Below are 18,634 nucleotides of genomic sequence, written 5' to 3'. Positions count from 1 at the left end.
TTTGTCACAGCGATGTAGAAACTCGCGCTTGTAGTTATTCATTTAGTTCCACGCGCTAGCCTAACAACGCTCCGGAGCATAGAGACGCGAAAAAAGAAACCCGATCCGGAGAAAAAATCTCTGCCTTTGTGTCTCCTGTGAAAACAAACCAACCGACAAAAAGCCTAACGCATGAAGAATCTCACAAAATGCATAAGGCGCGGGAGCTACACTAAAACATTCGTTTGAAAATGTTCTCCTTATCAACAATCAGATGCTTTAGGGTTGCCAAAATATGAAGCGCAACCAGGCAAGCGAGCAAATATATGATGACCTGATGCGCGTCATGCGCTGCTTTTGCGATATCTGGGTTTCGCGGAAACAACAATGGGAATTCGAAAACTCCAAACCAGGAAACAGCTTTGCCAGCACTACAGGACATTAGGTATCCTGAGAAAACAGCTCCAATTGTCAGAACATAAAGTAAAGAATGCACAACACGCAATAAGATATTTTCCAACCTGGAAAACTGCGCTTCTGGGACGCCAAAACACACACGAATCGCTAGCCTTACGAGCATCAAAATACCGACCGTCATACCAATCGCCTTGTGCTTTCCGTAAACAACGAACTTCAAAGGTGGAGTCAGATAGCTGGTCATAGTGAACCCGCTTGCAAGCATAGCGATTACGGCAAATGCCAAGATCCAATGCAGGATCCTAAGAGCTAGATTATACTTTTCAGGACTGGGCATATCCAGCAAACTCGAAATCGAACCACGCTATGGTAAAATAATCCTGTGTCATTGTCCACTGGGCATTGAATTGTATTTCTTTCCTCCATTTTCGTTCCTGGGATTCTTGTGCTGGGGATACTTCACTGTTCTCACAGATCCTTCTTACACAATTCAAAATAACTTAACTCGCGAGGATAAATAAGCTGGGTTTTCAACCTGCTTGGAGTGTTTTGTTGTGTTTCATAGTACCGTTAATTTATATTTTGCTTTATGGGAGCTGTATTCCGATGAATCCACCAAGTTATACATACAGTCTAATCCAGCAATTGATTCTTCCTTATAAGATTTCTTTAAATACGACTTATGGTGTTCAGTTCTGTTAAAGAAGTGCCTCTTTGTTGGGTTACTATGTCGCAGGTGGTGGACCTTTTGCAATTAGGTCTAATTCATTATGGCTTTGTGTTCTCTTCCTGAGCAGATTGGCGATCTCAAATATGATGTGACAATTCCGCTTATAGCGTATGTGCTCATGTTAATTGTTCATGTATTTGGAAAGGTAAAAGACGAATTGGAACGCTTATTTTTGCTTGAAACGACTTCGTTCTAGTAAGTGCAAGATAAACTGACTCTCCTGAGAGCATTCTTGTTCCTGTTGCAGGTAGAGGAAGATATCTGGCTGGGAAAGCCGGATAGATACGAAGATCTTACCCGGATAATATTTTGGTGTTTGTCAGAACTAAATCGGTTGTCTAATCAACTTTGTATCAGGGATAAAATCTCGTGTTCTTGTTTCTCCCTTTCGAAGTCACTGAGAAGAGTATGTATTAACTGCTTAGTTGGCGTAGTTGCATCGGTCAGTGGGAGCCTGACATTTGGTGTGATGTATTTGTAGATGCAACTGACAGCATATTTTAAAGGTATTGGGTTAGTCTCGCAGGACATAGATTTGGCAAGTGGAAAAATAAATTTATGTAACTTTCTGATGTTTTCATAGTCACCTTTACATATTGCTCTCTCCAACGCCACCATTTCTTTAGGAATCAGGTTGCTTAGTGTCGATACTATTCCATCTCCTCCGTTGAGTCTGTGGGCTGCATATGTCGTATCATTCCCTGTAAGTATAGGTACGTGGTCATTGTCTTTACGCAGTATTGTTGGATATTCAAGATCTCCTGATAAATCAACAACTGCCGATATGCCGGGCAGATCCATGATTTTCAGTGTTGTTGCATTTTCTACATTGATAGCACATCTATGTGGTATGTTGCACATGACAATGTTCGCCTTTGTTTTGTTTGTAATCTGTTTATAATGCTCAAAGATTCCTTCTTGTTGTGGGCGCAGGTAATACGGTGCTGCAACGAGGAATGCTTCAATTGTTTTGTTTTTTAGGTGAGTTATTACGTCGATAGCTTGTTTCGTAGAACAATGTGGCACACTTACAATCAGAGGTACCCTATTTTTAAGCACTGCTTCTACGTTCTTTACCAGGCTACAGTATTCCGATTGAGATAATGAATGTCCTTCTCCAGTCGAGTCCGCTATTACGATACCATCTACGGCACTAGCTATTTGAATTTCAATTAATCGTTCTAAGCTTTCTACATCTATGGCGTTGCGTTTAAAAGGTGTGATTATTGCAGTGAAAATCCCTTTAATGATTGATCTTAATCCCTGCATTCCAGATAAAATTTGCGTCTAAAATTATTAGTAGCACCTTACTTAAAAGAAGTAAAATTCTTAACTTTCGCTGATGAAAAGGACTTTAGTTATCTGTTCCAGGACGTTGAATTAAGGTTTAATGCTGGTTTTAGTGAGACTTATCCTTGTTTACTGGTTGAGGTTGTTCGGGGACTTTTTTTAATGTACAATGTTTCCGTCTGTAGGTAGTGGGCCATTTGCGAGCTGAGTAGGTGTTTTATGAAAGTAATAGGTTCTTTGAAGTCAGCGAAAAAACGTGATGCCCGCAATTCGTACGTTGCTAAGAGGGGTAAGCGTATATACGTGTACAATAGGAAGAATCCGCGTTGTAACGTAAGGCAAGGTTCTAAGTAGCTTGGTTTGGGTTTCCTGTAGCCCTTAATTAGGTTTCTGGCGTCGGCTTATGTTGCTTTCTTTCTTTTTGGTCCCTCTTGTGTATGCATCTTTCGCGGGTGTTGTTGCGTTTGCTATTGCGCCGTTGCAGTACCTGAAGATTATTCGGCAGGAGACGGCGGCTTCTTACTCTTCTATTTTTTTTCGTGCATTTGGGAAGAGCGGAGCGATAGGGATTTTTTTCGGTGGTGCGCTTCCCTACGTTACGATGAACTTTCTTGCTAATCTTTCATTCGGTTTGAGTGACAGAATTTCGGAGATTGTGCTTCCAGTTCAATACGGTATTTTGATTGGCATCTTCGTTAGAGCGTTCCTAGGAGGAGCAATAGAGACTGTGTTGACTATATATCCTGAGGTACGTGAGATTGTTAGGAACAAGGGGGATCTTGCCTTTGGTAAAGGTCGAGCCTTGAGTATACTTTTCCCAGCTTTCTTGAGAAATTCAGTTGCGTGGTTAGGTGCGACTTCATCCTATGAGATTTCGACTAAGCTTTGTCTTAGCATGGACACCTCACTCATTTTATCAGTTATTCTAGGGCTTGTTTTTGGCATTATCTCTATTCCGTTAGATGTGATGGTAACACAGAGTTGCGCTGCTAAAGAAGAATTGACTTTGATAAGACGCATGCTTCTGGTGGCGACTGATTCTAGTAGTAAATTTCTTTTGGGCAGTACAATCAGGATATTACAAATCAGCATCTATACTACTGTGACCGTTTTGACGACGTTTATTCTGAGATATTTCGGTATTTAACTTAGACACATTCGGAAGAGTATATGTTCCTGCAACTTTATGATGTCATTTTAGGAGGAGTGTTTTTCGGTTCGTTCGCTGCAGTTGCAGCTGTGCTGATGTCTCCGTTGCAGTTCCTAAAGATAATGAGGCAACAGACACGAGCTTCGTATCGCAAGATAGCTTTAGATGCTTTGTCTGACGATGGTTTGGCTCCTTTTTTTAGAGGTGCGCTTCCATATGCAGTGATGAATTTTCTAAGTTCTATGTCTTTTGGCATTTCGGAGGCCATATCCGGTATTGTACTAAAATCATTTTTTCATCCTGCCATACTTTTCGTTGTGCTTTTTCGTTCTATGATGGGAGGGCTTTTGGAAACGCTGTTTTCGGTGTGGGCGGAAATGTGCGAGATCAGTAGGAATAAGGGGGCCTTAATGGAAAATAGAGCAACTTTCAGGGGTGTTGCGTTACCGATACTCCTGCGTAATATGATTTTCTGGTCTGCTTCTGTGGCCTCGTATGAAATTTCAATTGCGTACCACATGAACCTGTTTAGCGGAACAGCTATTGGTCTTGTTTTTGGGATATTTGCTGCATTATTTTCTATACCTCTTGACGTAGTGGCAACTAGGAATTGTGGTGCTCGGGTGAGGCATGGGATCTTAGCCTGCGCTAAGGCCGCGCTTCTTCGTGAGGAGGACGCGAGATATCTTCTGTACGGTACCGTAATAAGAGTGATCCAGATAGCTATGTTCACGCTCGTAACGCTTCTTACAATGTTTGCATTCGAAGTAGTTTTCCACTCTTAAACAATGGTCTACTCAACAAAGAAACGGGTTTAGCAGGCTTCCATTCTTGGAATTTTGACTGTGTCAAAGCGGTTACACACTCGCAAATTTCACAGACGATGCGATACGGAGTTTCGGTGAAACGTCGCTGTGAAAAAACACTCCGGCTCTACACTACGACTAATTCATCCAAGTAAACTCCTTCTTTCCAGTCTATTAGTTCCAAACCACGTTTGACTTTACGTTTGCACTCCAATAACGTTGGGGCGCTTACAACTAGGTTGAGAACACGACCACCGTTAGAAATCATCTGTCCTTCTGCATCGTACCTTACAGCAGCGTTAAGAATCTGGAGTCCTTCAACGTTTTGCAGTGCCTTTTCTACATTGTCTATTCGGTATCCGGTTTCATAGGAGACTGGATACCCACGAGTTGCCAGAACGACAGACATACACACCTCTTTCTTGAAGGAAATCGTAGCTCTGTCAAGATTCCCATCTAACGTTTTAACCATAAGATCAAGGAGATCGGCATTGAGGCGTGGTAGTATTGCTTGGGTTTCTGGATCACCAAATCGGACATTATATTCCAATAGTTTAGGTCCAGAGTTAGTCAACATGAGCCCGGCAAAGAGGACTCCCCTGTACTGAACGTTAATTGCTGACAATGCATTGATAGTTGGATATACAATCTTCCCAAGTATTTCTTGTTCAGTTTTTTTGGAGAGCAGCACGGGCGAGTATGCTCCCATTCCACCGGTATTATACTTTTTTCGGTTGTATAAAATTTGTTTGTGATCCCTCGCATGGCCAATTGGAAGAATAGTCTGTCCATCAACCAGGACAAAATAACTCAATTCCTGCCCATATAAGAACTCTTCTATTATTATGTTCCTGCCTGCTTCGCCAAATAAACCATTTAGCATTGCTTCGCCTGCTTCTAGTGCTTCTCCCATGGTTTCACACACTATGACACCTTTTCCAGATGCAAGTCCATCGGCCTTGATAACCAACGGGAAACTTCCAACGCTCTCAATTTGCTTTTTCAAGTTGTTGATTGATGAACAAAAACTGTACTTAGCTACAGGTACACCGTTCATTTCGGCTATTTCTTTAGCAAAAAACTTTGATGACTCCAATTTAGCTGCATTTTTTGTTGGTCCAAAAACAGGAATACCTTCAGCCATAAGAGCATCCGTTATACCTCTTGCCAAATGTTCTTCCTGTCCTATGACCACTAGATCTATTCCTTCCGTCTTGCAAGTAGACGACGTGTATAAGTAGTTTTCTAGGTTTGTATCAAGGTATTCTGCGAACCGACCAAAGTTCAGGTTCGTAGTGTAAACCTTGTCAAGCATCGGTGATTCCTTAATTTTCGTGATTAAAGCGTGCTCCCTTGCGCCGTTTCCGACGACAAGAACTTTTTTTAATTGCATTGTCAGATTATAATCAACGGTCATATTGTAGTCCGTTATCGCCCGAATGAGAAGAAAGCTATATAACTTTTTGTTTGTCTGTTTTCTTTGTGTTCTCTCCGGCTGTGGTGTTGGGAAATCGAAAAAAGTTTTGAACAGCAAAGTGCGAGAAGATGAACTGTCAATGTACAGCAGTGCGGTTCTGTCACTTGAGAAAAAAAACTACAAGGCTGCAAAGGAACTTTTCGAAAAAGTGGCTGATATTGCACCCTTTTCTTCCATAGGGGAAAAAGCAAAGGCCTCCTACACTAAAATACTTTACGATGAGGGAAAGTTCGCTGCAGCAGCAGGTAGTGCCGAAGGATACCTTTTGAACTATCCAGACGGTGAGAAAGTGGATCAGGTTCTCAACATAAAGGGCAATGCCTACTTTCAGATGTCAAAGGGTCGTACCAATAGTGGTGAATTTGCAGATAAAGCTAGAGACGCCTTTACGGTTTTAATACAGACTTTTCCTGCATCCGAGTATGTGACAGATGCGCAGAAGAAATTACTCGAGATAGACGAAATTATGGCAGAGAAAATCTTTTCCATAGGATCCTTTTATTTTAAAGAAATGAATTACCATGCTGCCATAGCGAGGTTCGATGAATTGCTACGTGATTATTCTAGGACGAAGCTCTACGATGCTGCTCTGTCGAAAAGGTTGGAGGCATACAAAATGCTTGGCGTAGACGTGTCCTCGTCGTAGGAGATCTGAGACTGAATAATGGCGAATTGTGGGGTGTTATACTTTTTCTTTTCAGATGTTAACCTTTCGTTTTTTGGTGATCTCTGAGTTGATGTGTTTGTGCACAATAAACTAAATCTGAGGCTGGAAGAGAAGCAGTTTCTCAGATCTTATGGAAGACGTCGTGGTCGTAATTTTAGGGAGAATAAGCTTATCGGCTTAGAAAGGTTTCTTGCATCTCATGAGAAACTCGAAAATCTCAGGAGTGAGATCGTATTGGAAGTTGGCTTTGGTTTTGGTGAGCACATACTAAAGAAGGCTATAGATTATCCGGATAAGGTATTCGTCGGTGCTGAAGTATACGTAAATGGTATAGCCAAGCTACTAGAGGAAGTGAAACTTCACGGACTATCAAATGTTCTAATTTGGAATAACGATGTTCGTCTTCTGTTGGAAAAGTTGCGCCGTAAAGTTTTTCATGAAGTATACATACTCTTTCCTGATCCCTGGCCCAAAAGGAAGCACCACAAACGTAGAATTGTAGATGTACCATTTTTTCAGCTCCTAGGTCACAGCTTGCACCCATTAGCTGAGGTTGTCGTTGCAACTGACGATCAAGATTATGCTCAGCAAATATGTCAATCTGCCTTGAAAGTCTTTTCTAAAGTTGAGGATACAGAAATACCAAAGAGTGCCACACGCTTTGCCTCAAAAGCAAGTAACAGAATATTCGGTTACAGGATGGTATATGACGCAAGTGACACATGAATTTTTCGGTTAGTTCTGTTCTTTTATTTGTGAATAGAAGGCGTACTGGTTGTATTTCGGAACTAACAGAGCATTCTCTAAGACTTTTTGGTACATTATCAACTGGATGAAGCGTTCTTGAGTGCTTAAATGAGTGTTACTGATGGCTCAAAAGATGAGATATTACACAAGCCAGTCCTTTTGAGCGAAGCTCTGAAATTTCTTGCTCCGAAAAATGGTGCTGTTTATGTAGATGCAACATTTGGTGCAGGCGGCTACACCAGAGCTATTTTGAGTAGTGTCGATTGTTTTGTATACGCTATTGATCGTGATGAGACAGTAAAACGGTTCTTCCAGCTTATAGAGAGTGATTTTCCCAAGCGTACAACCTTCATAAATGCTAATTTCGTGGATATTGAAGCTTTGCTGGGTGAAGTAAAGGTAGACGGGATTGTGTTTGACTTGGGCGTTTCAACAATGCAATTAAAGGTTGCTGATAGAGGTTTCTCTTTTCTTCACGAAGGTCCTCTGGACATGCGCATGGATAGGAACACTATACTAACAGCTGAGACAATTGTTAATAGTTACACCGAAGTAAAAATCGCTTCCATTATCTACCAGTTTGGTGAAGAGAGAATGTCGAGGAAGATAGCTCATGCAATTGTTGATGCAAGACGCAAAAAGAGAATCACGACAACCAGCAGTCTAGCAGAAATCGTGCGATCTTGTTTTCCGAAAAGGTACTACAAGATAGATCCAGCGACAAAGACTTTCCAGGCCCTAAGAATTTTCGTAAATGATGAGTTGGGTGCCCTTGAATGCGGACTGAGAACAGCGCTGACAATGCTGAAAGTTGGAGGTAGGGCAGTTGTTGTTAGTTTCCATTCTCTTGAAGATAGAATAGTCAAACATTTGTTTAGAAGTGTTCATGGAAATGGGTTTAATTTGCTCACGAAGAAGATTGTTGTTCCAAGTAGGGACGAAGTGAGAGAGAATCCAAGCTCCCGTTCTGCAAGAATGAGAGTGATAGAAAAGGTATAAAGAGCTCCCGTTTTGCTCATGAAGTGGAGTTTTTGGAGCTTCGTGCGTATTGAAATTGTTTTTGTACCAATTCTTGGTTCAAATGTTGTAAATCGCACATAAATTGAACAAAATGGTGCTACGTGTAATACCTTAACACTGACGACGTGACTCAACTTATCGATGGGAATTTGCATAAAGATCTCTCGTTTTACTTACTGGATTCCCAGCAGTTCAAGTTATCTTCTAGACGGCGGACAAATATACAGATCAGTGAAATATGTTCTACGACCGGCTGATTATCAATATATTCTATGTTACCAAGAACCCTTGTCGGAGTTGGTCCTGGATGAATAAGTTTTTCAGGGTTTCGTATTGTTCTAGCTTTCTGTAAAATGGTTAGTACTCTCTCTACATACAGAAGAATGGAATCCCAAATAGTTTCTTTAATCCTGGAAAGTTTGTCTGTCCATAAAGGGAGAGATATTAAGATTTATGGTGGACGAGGTATAACAGGTTGCATGGTTGTTGCTTCTTCTGATTCACATAAGCACGTAAAAACTCTGGCTGACTTTGTCGTGAAACTAAGCAAAGAAAAAGGAATATCCATAAAGACCGAAGGCTACGACTTAGGTAACTGGGTGTTGATCGACATGGGTGAAGTTATAGTGCACATCTTTAAGGATGACGTCAGAGAATATTATGAAGTAGATGCTTTATGGAACTAGAAGAACTGCAATCTTTACTTGGAGTACATTTTAAAAACAAAGAGTTACTTGTTGAAGCTTTAACACATCCAAGTGTTGAAAAGTGCCCGTCTTACGAGAGATTAGAATTTCTTGGGGATGCAGTGTTAAATCTAGTTGTTGCTTCTATGCTTTACGATCTTTTTCCAGGTGATCCTGAAGGTAGACTCTCTCAAAGGCAAAGTGTGCTTGTTTGCAAGACCGCTCTCGCTATGCTTGCCCGTCAGATGAATTTAGGTGATTGTATTCGCCTTTCAAGTTCCGAGGAAGCGTCCGGTGGACGCGACAAAACAAATAATCTAGAGAATGTTTTAGAAGCCCTCATAGGAGCTATTTTTCTGGATGCAGGTTTTGAAACAGTTACCTGCTTCATCCAGAAACATTGGTATGAGCTAGCTGTTCAATCGGATTCTATTGAGCCAAACCCAAAAAGCGCACTTCAAGAGCTACTTCAAGCAAAGGGAATGAAACCACCAGTGTACAACGTCATAGATAGATCAGGGCCAGCACACCTACCTATTTTTGAAGTAGAAATCTGCGTAGATGGGAAAAAGAGGAGGGCTACTGGCAGAAGCAAAAAGCTAGGCGAGGAAAATGCAGCAAGAATGATGCTCGAGGAGCTGAAAGCGGAAACTCGGTAGGAACGAACTGTTCCAAACCCGAGTTTCCATTATTGCACTCATGCAAGAAATGCTCCAAAGGTAGTTGAAATACCAATTTTAACCGCATGAGCAAAAAGAGCCGGAGCATTCGCTTCCCCTTTTGCCGACTTTCCTTTGTCATCAGTTTCTTCAAACGAAATCTTACCAAGCGGAGAGTACTGTAATGAATACCCAACAGTACAGGAAACATACTCAGCAAGTGCAACGGAAAGCGATAAATCACCGACAGCAGACAAGCTCAATTTAGAAGAGAGTGTTCTTTTTTCAAAAGATTTTCCATCCGTGCTTGTCGGTTTATCAAAGGTGACATACGTAGGGCCCAAGCCGATTCCACCAATCAATCCAAGATCATCTGCCAAGGCAATCTTTTTTTTGCAATTTCAAAATTCCAGAGTAGAAGACTGCGGAAGCGAGCATATCAGCTTCTGTTCCTTCACGGTCCAAGAAAAGAGCCTTTGGATTTAATACGTCGACTTCAACACCCACATCTGCGATTCCAGGTACTTGGTAGTAGAATCCCAGGTTTCCGCCATGATTAAAGGTACTGTATTCACCAAGGGATTTCTGATTTCCCGCGAAAGCAGATCTGTAGGACAAAGTTACAGAAGCGTCAGAAAAATCACTAGAGAAGTTGTCCGAATCATCTGCATAAGACGGCTGAACAAACATCTGTAACAGGAGGATCGACGCAATAAACGATTTCTTCATGAGATTTAAGAGAACAAATAAAAAACAAAACCAAATAGAGAAGTCCTGGCAGGTGATATACTCTCAGTTTAGAAGCTCGCATGCCATAACTACGTAAGCAACTATAATGCTTAGTGTGGTAAAATCAATAAGTTAAGCGCCTTTTTGTAAAGCATGTTAAGTCCTAGTGAATATTTTGTACAATTGGGGTGGAAATAGTGTTACCGTATCGTATACAATTGCCGGGGTGGCTTGGTCTGCCGGCGTGACGTGCCGTAACCAAGGAGAGAGGCTCACAAAACAATGGAAGAGTATGAAAAATTAGAGAAAATATTCGCGAGAATTGACAGCCTGCAAAAAACTTTATGTTTTCTTGATTTCGATGCAAGGCTCCATAGTGAATTCGCGAATGAAAAATTGGCCCAGGTAATCACACTGAAAGAGATCATTCACGACGTTGCAACAAGTGACGAGCTGTATTTCCTGATTGAGCAGGCAAAGCTTAAGGCCAAGGACTTGAATGATTGGCAAAGAGTGAACTTTGGGTTTATGCAGGACTTCTGCGCCAGGAGAAGGGGAATACCATTTGACGTTGTAGAAAGCTTCACAGAGGCATCGTTTGCTTGTAGGTCTGCTTATGCAGCAGCAAGAAAGGCAAGGGATTTTTCTCTTGTAAAAGAGGAGTTTAAAAGACTTATTGAAGTGGTTGCGCAAATAGCGACTCTTTATGCAAAGGATTCTGGTTTAGATAAATATTCAGCTTTGTTGAAGGCCTATCAGATTGATCCAGAACACCTTGAGCAGCTTTGCATAGGTGTGAGTCCATTGTTGAAAGCAAAAGTCCGAGGTGTAGGAGAGATTGCCTTGAATAAGCCTCAAGAAAAAAGAGATGCTAAGCATAGCTACAAGCGTGTGGTCGAGAAGTTCTTTCCAAGGAATGTGGTGAGAGTTTTTTACTCAGATCATTTCTACCTCTCGGGAGGAGAAAATGATCTCAAGTTGATTATGCAGGAGGATGGAGGTGCATTCTTTCCTACATTGTTGTTCCTCTTAGGGCAGGGGCTGTATATAAGGAATCTTCCATACGATAAATGGAGAACACAGCCGATTTGCAATCCGACCAGTATTTCTATGTATGCAGTTCAGGGTTTTCTGTTTTCCCATTTTCTTTTTGAAGAGAAGAACTTTGCTCAATTTCTCGGTGTAGAGGAGAAATCTGAGTATTCGAGCTCAGTCATGGGCGCAAACAAGTTCGTGGCACTTACCCACTTGATGATACTATTTTCAATTGAGAAGTCGCTGATAAACGGTGAAGTTTCTGTTGATGATGTTCAGAAGCTTTTCGTTGAGGATCTTTCGTATTATTTTGGTGTAAAGGATCCACACGCAAGTATTCTCGATAATCATCATTGGTTTTTTGGTGAATTTTGTTATTATCCTTCTTACTTAAAGGGCATGATTGCGTCTGGCCAGATATTTCACATATTAAAGTCTGAATGTCCCGGATTAAGGGAAGAGAAATCATTAATAAGAAAACTAGTTGCGTGGTTAAGTTCTAATGTGTATACTAAGGGAGCGCGTTGTTCCATGGACGAGTTAATTACGAAACTTACTGGCGAGCCGCTTGACTGCAGATTTTTCAAGAAGTTTGATCAGTAATTTGTTCCTCCAGGTTCTTTGTTTTTAGGGTGCGTTTTACAGGGTGTGGCTTGCGTGTTGCGAGGGAAGTTGTTTGAGGGATCCGTTTTCTTTCAGCAGGTTTTAGTGGTTCTAGTCGGGTTTTGTGTGGTCTCCATAGACTTATATACGAAGCACCTGTGCGCCTTGATGCTTGACGGTGTTACAGGAGTAAAGCTTTTGCCCATTCTTAATTTCGTCAAGGTGCACAACACTGGGGTGAGTTTTGGATTTTTTGGTGGGTACCAGTTCTCAAATCTTTTTTTTCTTCTTGTGAATGTGCCTGTAGTACTATTTGTGCTGTTCTTTTCTTTTCGTGAAAGGAGGTTGGTTGCTTGTGTGGCGTGGGGTTTTATCCTTGGAGGGGCTGTTGCTAACGTGACTGACAGAGTGCGTTTTGGTGCTGTGCGCGATTTTATTGACTTTCATTTTTTGGATCTCCATTGGCCGGTTTTTAATGTTGCTGATGCAGCGATTTTTCTTGGTGTTGCGTTTGTACTTTTTTATTCAACCAGTGAGAAGGTCGGTAGCATAAATTAGATAAGAAATATTATGAAGAAGTTTTTATCTTGTTTGCTCTGTGTTTTTTCATTTTTCCTTTTGAGCGTGGGGCATTCAAAAGAAGATGAGCGCATCCATTATACACTGAGTAATGGGTTGGATGTTTACTTGATAAGGGACACTTCTCTACCCATTGTGTCGCATGTTCTGCTTTATAAGGTTGGAGGTGCGAGCGATCCTAGGGGTAGTTCCGGGCTTGCACATTATCTAGAGCATCTAATGTTCAGAAGTTCAAAGAATGTCCCGAGTATTAGTAAGCAGATACATGGATTGCATTCTTTGTATAACGCCTTTACGTCTGATTATCATACGGTTTACCATCAACTTTTTCACAAAGACAAGTTAGAGAAAGTCATTCGTCTCGAGGCTGAGAGGATGCAAAATCTCGTGATTAGTGATGAGGCTGCAGGATTGGAACGCAAAATCGTGATAGAAGAGCGTAAAATGAGAGTAGACAACAAACCAGTTGTAAAACTCGAAGAAGAGATGATGGCAGCATTTTATCGCAGTGAAACAAGTTGGAACGTTATAGGTTGGGAGGAGGAACTTGTGCTCTTCGATGCTGCAGTGGCGCAAAGAATGTATAATGCGTGCTATCGGCCATCAAATGCAGTACTTCTGATTCTTGGAGACATCGATGTTGCTGAGGTAAAGGAGTATATAGAGAAGTATTATGGTGTCTTGATAAACTCGTCTTCCCGGTGGCGTTCGTGTTTTAGTAGAGTGGTAGAACCAGCACACCATTCGGACATGGATGTCAGGATGATTAATAATAAGACAGAAGACAGGGCTCTAATATACTTTTTTCCAGCGCCTAATGTTTCAGCTGAAGAACATGCTGCGATGTTAGTAGCTTCTCAGGTATTAGCGGGTGGTAAGACAAGTGTATTGGGTATGGAGCTCATTCATAATCTCAGGCTCGCACTCAATGTTTCGGTAGATTATGATTATCTCACTCTTCGTAAGGGGATTGTTGAAATAGTTGTTACTCCGCTGAGTGCGGACGTGAAACTGGAAGTTCTTGAGAAGAGTGTTTCAGGTGTTATGTCAGAGGTTGTAAAAAGCGGCATCGGTGCCGATGATATTGAAGCTGCGAAAATGACACTTAAAGCCTCCTTGATGAAAGCTTTGGACGGTTTCAATGCTAGGAGCATTAGTCACGTTGTTGCCTTGTCTGTAGGTGCTGATTTTGATCACTTTCAGAAATTGGCAGAACACATATCAGCTGTAACGCCAGAACAAATTAACAATGCGATTATGCAATTGATGAATGCGAAGAAAGTAATAGGGTACTTAGATAAATAGATATGCTTAGGGGTATCATCTTTGTTTTATTTTTCGTAGTGTGTGAGTTTTCCCATGCGGTTGATAGTCAGACCTTATTTAAGATTAGTGAAGTTGAGAGTAAGTATGGTGTAAGAGCCTGGTTTGTTCCCAAAAACAATGTTCCATTGGTCTTTTATAGTTTTGTATTCAAGGGGGGAGGTTATGCATATGATCCAAAAACAAAGCTCGGGTTGGCAGCTCTTGTCGTAGAGGTTCTTAACGAGGGTATAAGTGGTACGACTAATAGAGATTTTGTGAAAAGTCTCGAAAAGATTGGTGGTAAAATAGTATACGATCTTGGAACAGATGATCTCGTAGTGACTGTGAGCGCCCCAAAGGAATCTATAAGGCAAGTGATTGAGCTTTTTTGTGCATCAATAGCAAAACCAAAATTGGATGACGAAACTCTATCAAAAGTGAAGGGGAGACAAATTTCACAACTTAAGAGGGATGAAGGTGATCCAATGTCTATTGCTAAGACAGAATTTTTCAAGGTTGCGTTTCCAAATTCAGGCTATTCGAATGTGCGTTGGGGACGCGTTGAAACGGTCGGTGCAATAAAAGCGGAGGATATAAAGGCGAAAATCGTCAATGTTTTTAACAGAATCAACATGAGAATTGCGGTTCTTGGAAACACGCATGCTGATGATATTAAGTCTGTGTTAGATGATTATCTCATAGAGTTCCCTTTAACGATGATGGAGGTCAAAAAGCCTGAACAACCTGTCTTTCGTAGCTCAGGTGAATGTATTTCGGTTGAAAAAAACATTCCACAGAATGTTATTTTGTTTGGGCACGGTGGAGTGAGTCCAACAGATAAGGACTTCTACAACCTGGTAGTATTAAACCACATTCTTGGAGGTGATGGGCTTGAGTCGTTGTTGATGCAGGAAATTCGTGAACGCAAGGGCTATACGTACGGTATATATACACAGCTATGGCACTCGGCGGTTAACTTATTGTTCGGCTTTGCTACAACAAGTAATGATAATGCTCCTCAGGTAAGGGAGGGGATATTAGGCGTGTTGAACGAGTTAAAACGTTCTGGATTAACCTCTGCAAGGGTTGAGGAAGCCAAAAGCCATTTGGTTGATATGTTTGTCCTGAAAATGGATAGGTCGACTAATATGTTAGATATGCTCGTGCAGATGCAAAAGGAAGGTTTGGGAATCGATTACATAGAAAAATATTTGGAAGGAATACGTAGGGTAAAGGTCGAAAATCTAAACTTATTTATAAAGAACTTTTTGAATCCTCAGTCTGTACTTTTTGTTAATGTTGGCGCAACAGTTTCACAAAGTACTGGTGCAAAGGTTTGTCCAAAGTAATAGAAAGGTGTTTGGAGACTTTTGTTATATGTGTGGATGAACGTGGTTCTTGTGAGTGTGTTAATCGCGTTAATTTAGCAGGGGTTCTAGCCTTTTTGTAAATTCCGGTGTAGAATCTGGCCCTGTGTGCACCCTTAGCTCAGCTGGATAGAGCGTTTGACTACGGATCAGAAGGTCAGGGGTTCGAATCCTCTAGGGTGCTGTGTATCCTTAGTTTTCGAGTGTTGATCTTTAGTTCCGATCGACGGTGCAGTTCTTTCGTGTCCTGAGGCAGTGCTTCCAGGTGGATTTTCTTCTTGTGAACGGGTGGAACAGCCTGTCTTTAGACGGCGCACTGTTTTTGCGTTTTTCCGTCTTTGTATGTTTTCTTTCAGTCTCTTTGCTAGGACATCTTTGCTGATCTTTGGCATAGTACTACCCGTGTTTAAAAAGGATTATATCTCCATCTTGTACGACGTACTCGCGACCCTCTGAACGAATTTTACCGAGTGCTTTACATTTCTGCTCACCGCCGAAAGTGATATAGTCTGTGAAGCTTATTGTTTCGGCCTTAATAAACTTTTTTTCGAAGTCTGTATGAATCGTTCCAGCTGCCTGAGGGGCTGTAGAGCCTCTTTTTATAGGCCAGGCTCTTGCTTCTTTTTCTCCTGCAGTGAAAAAGACAATGAGGTCAAGGAGCCTTGAACTTGCCCGGATTACCTTATTCAATTGTGATTCTTCTAGGCCAAGTTCATTCAAAAAAAGTTTGCGGTCTTCTGCTGACTCTAACAGTGAGATTTCCGCTTCTATTGCTGCAGAAACTTTCACTGCTTCAGACATACTGTCCTGTGCGAATTTTTCTGCCTGTTTGCTGAAATTGTTTCCTGAGACGACATCTTCTTGTGGGACATTACACACATATAGAACCGGCTTTGCACTTAATAGATGCAGTTCCTTAAATGTTTGATCCATTAGATCATATGGAAGAGGATTTTTTTTATTTAATATCTCTAGAGCTTGTTCTATTACCTGACTAGAGGTTTTACTTTTTTTGAGACGATTTTCTAGACTCTGAATGTCTGCAAGGAGCAACTCAGTTTTTATGATTTCCGCATCGTACACAGGGTCTACCTTCCCGTGAACGTGTCTTATATTGTCATCTGGAAAACATCTCAGCACGTGTATTATGAGATCCACTTCTCTTATGTGGGAAAGGAATTTATTACCTAATCCCTCACCTTTATTTGCTCCCTTAACTAGCCCTGCAATATCAACGATTTCTAATTGGCTGAATATGACTTTTTGTGCCGCTGAAATCTCAGCTATTTGAACAAGGCGCTCATCATATTCTGGTACTTTAGCAATGTTTGGTTCTATTGTGCAGAAAGGATAGTTTGCAGCTTCGGCTGCTTGTGTTTGCGTCATCGCATTAAATAATGTCGACTTTCCGACATTTGGAAGTCCAACGATTCCGCACTTTAAGCCCATATCTAGAATTCATTACCTGGTGGGAGTCTACACTTTTTGCCGTTTTTACGCAACTTATAACAACGGAAAATGTAGTGAGTCGGTCTATCTTAGAAAAACCTTATGAGTTTTTTGTTCAAGTAGTTACGTTCCTAATGAGAAATTAGTTATGGGTGATTAGTGAGGTTTTTATCTGCTGGAAACGCAGGAATTTATTCTCTTTTAAAGGATGTTTGCACGCGTTGCAGTTGTTATTTTTTTAAAAGTCTGACATGAATAGTAATCTTGTTATGGTAACCTGCTTGTACTAAACGACGCTTATGGACACTCAGTTGTCATTACGATTTGTGTCATGATACGTTCCTCACATTTGGAATTTAGCTTTCTATCTGTAGGACTGGGGCACCAGCTTTGGTTCGAGCGTAAGCAAAGCTCCAGTTTGTTTTGTAGTTGGTGCCTCAGTGGTGTGTTTGTCACCTTGTTCGTACTATTCCTAGCTCTCTAAGTTTCTTGGCAAAGCTAGTTGCGTTTTCTAAATTATCATTGCTGAACAGCTCTCTTAGTGCTGAATGAGTGAGTAATTTTTTCAAATTGGTAACTGCCTCATTGTTTTCAAGCGATGCTTTGAAGTGAGGAGAAGTTAAGATTTCGGTTGCGTGCCTGGCTGTTGTTTCATTTTTGAACAGATTTGTAAAGTGTTGATTGTTTACTAAGTCATTTAGTTTGTTGTGTTGAAGAAGTTCTGCAAAGTTAGTGTTAGTAAACAAATTTTTCGCACGTTCAGCCTTTACGGGATCGCCAAATAGGGTTTTGACAGTTTTGGCAGTAAGACTGTCTTTTAATTTCTGAGCACTTTCTTTGTTCTCGAATGATGACTCGAAATTTTCGTTAATGAGGATATCTTTTATTTCCTCATTACCTGGACTTTCGAACAGCTTTTTGAAAGTCTGATTTGTGAGAACATTGCCTACTTTATCTTTTCCTGCACATTCGAGAAGTCCTTTAAAAGTACCAGTGCCATCTGTGAGGATATTTTTTATTATGTCTTTGCCCGCACCTTTTAAAATTTCCTTAAACTTGATGTTTTTCAATATTTCCTTTGCTGTCTCATCTTTTAGTACTTCAGCTGCGTTGTTGTCCTTAAGCAATTCAGCTGCATTTGCATTCTTTAGTACTTCTTTGGCAGTGTCATTCGTTATAACATTACTAGCTGTACCATCGGTAAGAACACCTGTTGCATTTTGGTTGGTTAGTATGGTTTTTATGCTGCTGGCTTTAGCTTGATCTTCAAATAGTCCCTTAAAATTGTCATTGGTTAGTAAATCTTGCAACTCAGCTTTACCTTGTGTCTGAAGCAGCGCCTTGAATTTATCGCTTTCCAGTACTGCCTTTGCTATTGAGTCTTTCAGTACTGCGACTACATTTTGTGCTTTAGCTTGATCTTCAAATAGTCCCTTAAAATTGTCATTGGTTAGTAAATCTTGCAACTCAGCTTTACCTTGTGTCTGAAGCAGCGCCTTGAATTTATCGCTTTCCAGTACTGCCTTTGCTATTGAGTCTTTCAGTACTGCGACTACATTTTGTGCTTTAGCTTGATCTTCAAATAGTCCCTTAAAGTTTTCGCTAGTGAGTACATCTTTCAACTCTGCCTTACTCACGCCTTTTGATGCACTAGCAAAATTCGGATCCTTAACCAAGCTGAGGAAGATTCCATCTGTTAGATTTTCAAAGTGCGTTTCATCGGAAAGTACGCTCAAAAGTGTATCACCTGCCATAAAAATTATTTATCTTAAGAGATTTATTCAGGGATAGTAGCCCTAAGTTATGAAAAATATATAAAATTATAATGTTTAAGATTGCTAAGTTTTATATTTATTTTCTATTATAGAGAATTGCATAAAGCCTTATTTTGTCTTTTTCATACTGGAAGATGTAAGGTTTACGTATAGATCGCCTAATA

The 18,634-nt window shown here is 40.9% G+C and carries 20 protein-coding genes and 1 tRNA gene; 14 read left to right on the top strand and 7 right to left on the bottom strand.

Features of this window, described 5'->3' with window-relative positions; all coding sequences use genetic code 11:
• Positions 1–211: 211 nt before the first annotated feature.
• Positions 212–733 (bottom strand): cytochrome b, encoded by a 522-nt coding sequence (locus NRI_RS03875; RefSeq protein ID WP_041351541.1) that lies wholly within the window; start codon positions 731–733, stop codon positions 212–214.
• A 433-nt stretch (positions 734–1,166) separates the two neighbouring features.
• Here NRI_RS03875 and NRI_RS04215 point away from each other — a divergent pair, with 433 nt between their 5' ends.
• Positions 1,167–1,322 carry a hypothetical protein gene (locus NRI_RS04215; protein WP_015816727.1) on the top strand — a complete coding sequence of 52 codons (156 nt, stop codon included), beginning with the start codon at positions 1,167–1,169 and terminating at the stop codon, positions 1,320–1,322.
• A 146-nt stretch (positions 1,323–1,468) separates the two neighbouring features.
• On the opposite strand, the gene dapA is transcribed toward NRI_RS04215, so the two are convergent.
• On the bottom strand, positions 1,469–2,395 hold the full coding sequence (gene dapA / locus NRI_RS03870) for a 4-hydroxy-tetrahydrodipicolinate synthase (protein WP_015816738.1): 927 nt from the start codon (positions 2,393–2,395) through the stop codon (positions 1,469–1,471).
• Positions 2,396–2,635: 240 nt separating this feature from the next.
• Between dapA and NRI_RS04155 the strand changes: the two genes are divergently transcribed.
• Genes NRI_RS04155 through NRI_RS03860 form a run of 3 tightly spaced genes read left to right on the top strand, consistent with a single transcriptional unit; the run spans position 2,636 to position 4,351 of the window.
• Positions 2,636–2,770 carry a ribosomal protein bL36 gene (locus tag NRI_RS04155; protein WP_011452297.1) on the top strand — a complete coding sequence of 45 codons (135 nt, stop codon included), beginning with the start codon at positions 2,636–2,638 and terminating at the stop codon, positions 2,768–2,770.
• 49 nt (positions 2,771–2,819) lie between these two features.
• Complete coding sequence (locus NRI_RS03865) at positions 2,820–3,563, top strand: hypothetical protein (protein ID WP_015816726.1); 744 nt, start codon at positions 2,820–2,822, stop codon at positions 3,561–3,563.
• 23 nt (positions 3,564–3,586) lie between these two features.
• Positions 3,587–4,351: a hypothetical protein gene (locus NRI_RS03860; RefSeq protein WP_015816737.1), complete on the top strand. Its 765-nt coding sequence runs from the start codon at positions 3,587–3,589 to the stop codon at positions 4,349–4,351.
• Between the two features lie 148 nt (positions 4,352–4,499).
• On the opposite strand, the gene purD is transcribed toward NRI_RS03860, so the two are convergent.
• Positions 4,500–5,789 (bottom strand): phosphoribosylamine--glycine ligase, encoded by a 1,290-nt coding sequence (purD, locus tag NRI_RS03855; RefSeq protein WP_015816725.1) that lies wholly within the window; start codon positions 5,787–5,789, stop codon positions 4,500–4,502.
• A 22-nt stretch (positions 5,790–5,811) separates the two neighbouring features.
• Between purD and NRI_RS03850 the strand changes: the two genes are divergently transcribed.
• The 5 genes from NRI_RS03850 to rnc all read left to right on the top strand — a co-directional run bounded on the left by NRI_RS03850 (position 5,812) and on the right by rnc (position 9,628).
• Entirely contained in the window at positions 5,812–6,495 is a 684-nt protein-coding gene (locus NRI_RS03850) for an outer membrane protein assembly factor BamD (protein WP_015816736.1), read from the top strand.
• 93 nt (positions 6,496–6,588) lie between these two features.
• On the top strand, positions 6,589–7,242 hold the full coding sequence (gene trmB, locus NRI_RS03845; RefSeq protein WP_015816724.1) for a tRNA (guanosine(46)-N7)-methyltransferase TrmB: 654 nt from the start codon (positions 6,589–6,591) through the stop codon (positions 7,240–7,242).
• A gap of 129 nt (positions 7,243–7,371) precedes the next feature.
• Positions 7,372–8,262 (top strand): 16S rRNA (cytosine(1402)-N(4))-methyltransferase RsmH, encoded by an 891-nt coding sequence (rsmH, locus tag NRI_RS03840; protein WP_015816735.1) that lies wholly within the window; start codon positions 7,372–7,374, stop codon positions 8,260–8,262.
• A 404-nt stretch (positions 8,263–8,666) separates the two neighbouring features.
• Positions 8,667–8,969, top strand: a complete 303-nt coding sequence (gene rsfS / locus NRI_RS03835) for a ribosome silencing factor (protein WP_041351664.1) — start codon at positions 8,667–8,669, stop codon at positions 8,967–8,969.
• Complete coding sequence (gene rnc / locus NRI_RS03830) at positions 8,960–9,628, top strand: ribonuclease III (RefSeq protein ID WP_015816734.1); 669 nt, start codon at positions 8,960–8,962, stop codon at positions 9,626–9,628. The genes rsfS and rnc overlap by 10 nt, the downstream gene beginning before the upstream one ends.
• Before the next feature lie 38 nt (positions 9,629–9,666).
• Here the strand turns inward: rnc and NRI_RS03825 are convergent, their stop codons facing one another.
• Together NRI_RS03825 and NRI_RS03820 are read right to left on the bottom strand one after the other, a co-directional pair.
• Entirely contained in the window at positions 9,667–10,008 is a 342-nt protein-coding gene (locus tag NRI_RS03825) for a hypothetical protein (RefSeq protein WP_015816722.1), read from the bottom strand.
• Complete coding sequence (locus NRI_RS03820) at positions 9,998–10,357, bottom strand: hypothetical protein (protein WP_015816733.1); 360 nt, start codon at positions 10,355–10,357, stop codon at positions 9,998–10,000. The genes NRI_RS03825 and NRI_RS03820 overlap by 11 nt, the downstream gene beginning before the upstream one ends.
• Before the next feature lie 282 nt (positions 10,358–10,639).
• Between NRI_RS03820 and NRI_RS03815 the strand changes: the two genes are divergently transcribed.
• The 5 genes from NRI_RS03815 to NRI_RS03795 all read left to right on the top strand — a co-directional run bounded on the left by NRI_RS03815 (position 10,640) and on the right by NRI_RS03795 (position 15,430).
• Positions 10,640–11,995 (top strand): gluzincin family metallopeptidase, encoded by a 1,356-nt coding sequence (locus NRI_RS03815; protein WP_015816721.1) that lies wholly within the window; start codon positions 10,640–10,642, stop codon positions 11,993–11,995.
• A 69-nt stretch (positions 11,996–12,064) separates the two neighbouring features.
• Positions 12,065–12,553, top strand: coding sequence for a signal peptidase II (lspA, locus tag NRI_RS03810; RefSeq protein WP_238522998.1), 489 nt, complete (start codon positions 12,065–12,067; stop codon positions 12,551–12,553).
• Positions 12,554–12,565: 12 nt separating this feature from the next.
• Positions 12,566–13,879, top strand: coding sequence for a M16 family metallopeptidase (locus NRI_RS03805; protein WP_015816720.1), 1,314 nt, complete (start codon positions 12,566–12,568; stop codon positions 13,877–13,879).
• A 2-nt stretch (positions 13,880–13,881) separates the two neighbouring features.
• A complete protein-coding gene (locus NRI_RS03800; protein WP_015816718.1) occupies positions 13,882–15,228 on the top strand; it encodes a M16 family metallopeptidase in 1,347 nt (448 codons plus the stop codon).
• A 128-nt stretch (positions 15,229–15,356) separates the two neighbouring features.
• A tRNA-Arg gene (locus NRI_RS03795) sits at positions 15,357–15,430 on the top strand.
• A gap of 212 nt (positions 15,431–15,642) precedes the next feature.
• Here NRI_RS03795 and ychF read toward each other — a convergent pair.
• Positions 15,643–16,695: a redox-regulated ATPase YchF gene (ychF, locus tag NRI_RS03790; RefSeq protein WP_015816704.1), complete on the bottom strand. Its 1,053-nt coding sequence runs from the start codon at positions 16,693–16,695 to the stop codon at positions 15,643–15,645.
• A gap of 452 nt (positions 16,696–17,147) precedes the next feature.
• Positions 17,148–18,449 carry a hypothetical protein gene (locus tag NRI_RS03785; RefSeq protein WP_015816717.1) on the bottom strand — a complete coding sequence of 434 codons (1,302 nt, stop codon included), beginning with the start codon at positions 18,447–18,449 and terminating at the stop codon, positions 17,148–17,150.
• Positions 18,450–18,634 lie beyond the last annotated feature (185 nt).

Origin of the sequence: Neorickettsia risticii str. Illinois (genome assembly GCF_000022525.1) — a bacterium.
Classification (GTDB): domain Bacteria; phylum Pseudomonadota; class Alphaproteobacteria; order Rickettsiales; family Anaplasmataceae; genus Neorickettsia; species Neorickettsia risticii.
Note: the sequence above shows the minus strand (reverse complement) of the source record. Positions and strands in the feature narration are given on the sequence as shown.

Bases quoted from the DNA above. Each gene is read 5' to 3' on its own strand.
- rsmH (WP_015816735.1), top strand. From the start codon at position 7,372: ATGAGTGTTACTGATGGCTCAAAAGATGAGATATTACACAAGCCAGTC.
- purD (WP_015816725.1), bottom strand. From the start codon at position 5,789: ATGACCGTTGATTATAATCTGACAATGCAATTAAAAAAAGTTCTTGTC.
- NRI_RS03820 (WP_015816733.1), bottom strand. From the start codon at position 10,357: ATGAAGAAATCGTTTATTGCGTCGATCCTCCTGTTACAGATGTTTGTT.
- rsfS (WP_041351664.1), top strand. From the start codon at position 8,667: ATGGAATCCCAAATAGTTTCTTTAATCCTGGAAAGTTTGTCTGTCCAT.
- NRI_RS04155 (WP_011452297.1), top strand. From the start codon at position 2,636: ATGAAAGTAATAGGTTCTTTGAAGTCAGCGAAAAAACGTGATGCCCGC.
- NRI_RS03805 (WP_015816720.1), top strand. From the start codon at position 12,566: ATGAAGAAGTTTTTATCTTGTTTGCTCTGTGTTTTTTCATTTTTCCTT.
- NRI_RS03850 (WP_015816736.1), top strand. From the start codon at position 5,812: ATGAGAAGAAAGCTATATAACTTTTTGTTTGTCTGTTTTCTTTGTGTT.
- NRI_RS03800 (WP_015816718.1), top strand. From the start codon at position 13,882: ATGCTTAGGGGTATCATCTTTGTTTTATTTTTCGTAGTGTGTGAGTTT.
- NRI_RS03875 (WP_041351541.1), bottom strand. From the start codon at position 733: ATGCCCAGTCCTGAAAAGTATAATCTAGCTCTTAGGATCCTGCATTGG.
- NRI_RS04215 (WP_015816727.1), top strand. From the start codon at position 1,167: ATGGCTTTGTGTTCTCTTCCTGAGCAGATTGGCGATCTCAAATATGAT.
- NRI_RS03860 (WP_015816737.1), top strand. From the start codon at position 3,587: ATGTTCCTGCAACTTTATGATGTCATTTTAGGAGGAGTGTTTTTCGGT.
- NRI_RS03865 (WP_015816726.1), top strand. From the start codon at position 2,820: ATGTTGCTTTCTTTCTTTTTGGTCCCTCTTGTGTATGCATCTTTCGCG.
- dapA (WP_015816738.1), bottom strand. From the start codon at position 2,395: ATGCAGGGATTAAGATCAATCATTAAAGGGATTTTCACTGCAATAATC.
- NRI_RS03815 (WP_015816721.1), top strand. From the start codon at position 10,640: ATGGAAGAGTATGAAAAATTAGAGAAAATATTCGCGAGAATTGACAGC.
- rnc (WP_015816734.1), top strand. From the start codon at position 8,960: ATGGAACTAGAAGAACTGCAATCTTTACTTGGAGTACATTTTAAAAAC.
- ychF (WP_015816704.1), bottom strand. From the start codon at position 16,695: ATGGGCTTAAAGTGCGGAATCGTTGGACTTCCAAATGTCGGAAAGTCG.
- NRI_RS03785 (WP_015816717.1), bottom strand. From the start codon at position 18,449: ATGGCAGGTGATACACTTTTGAGCGTACTTTCCGATGAAACGCACTTT.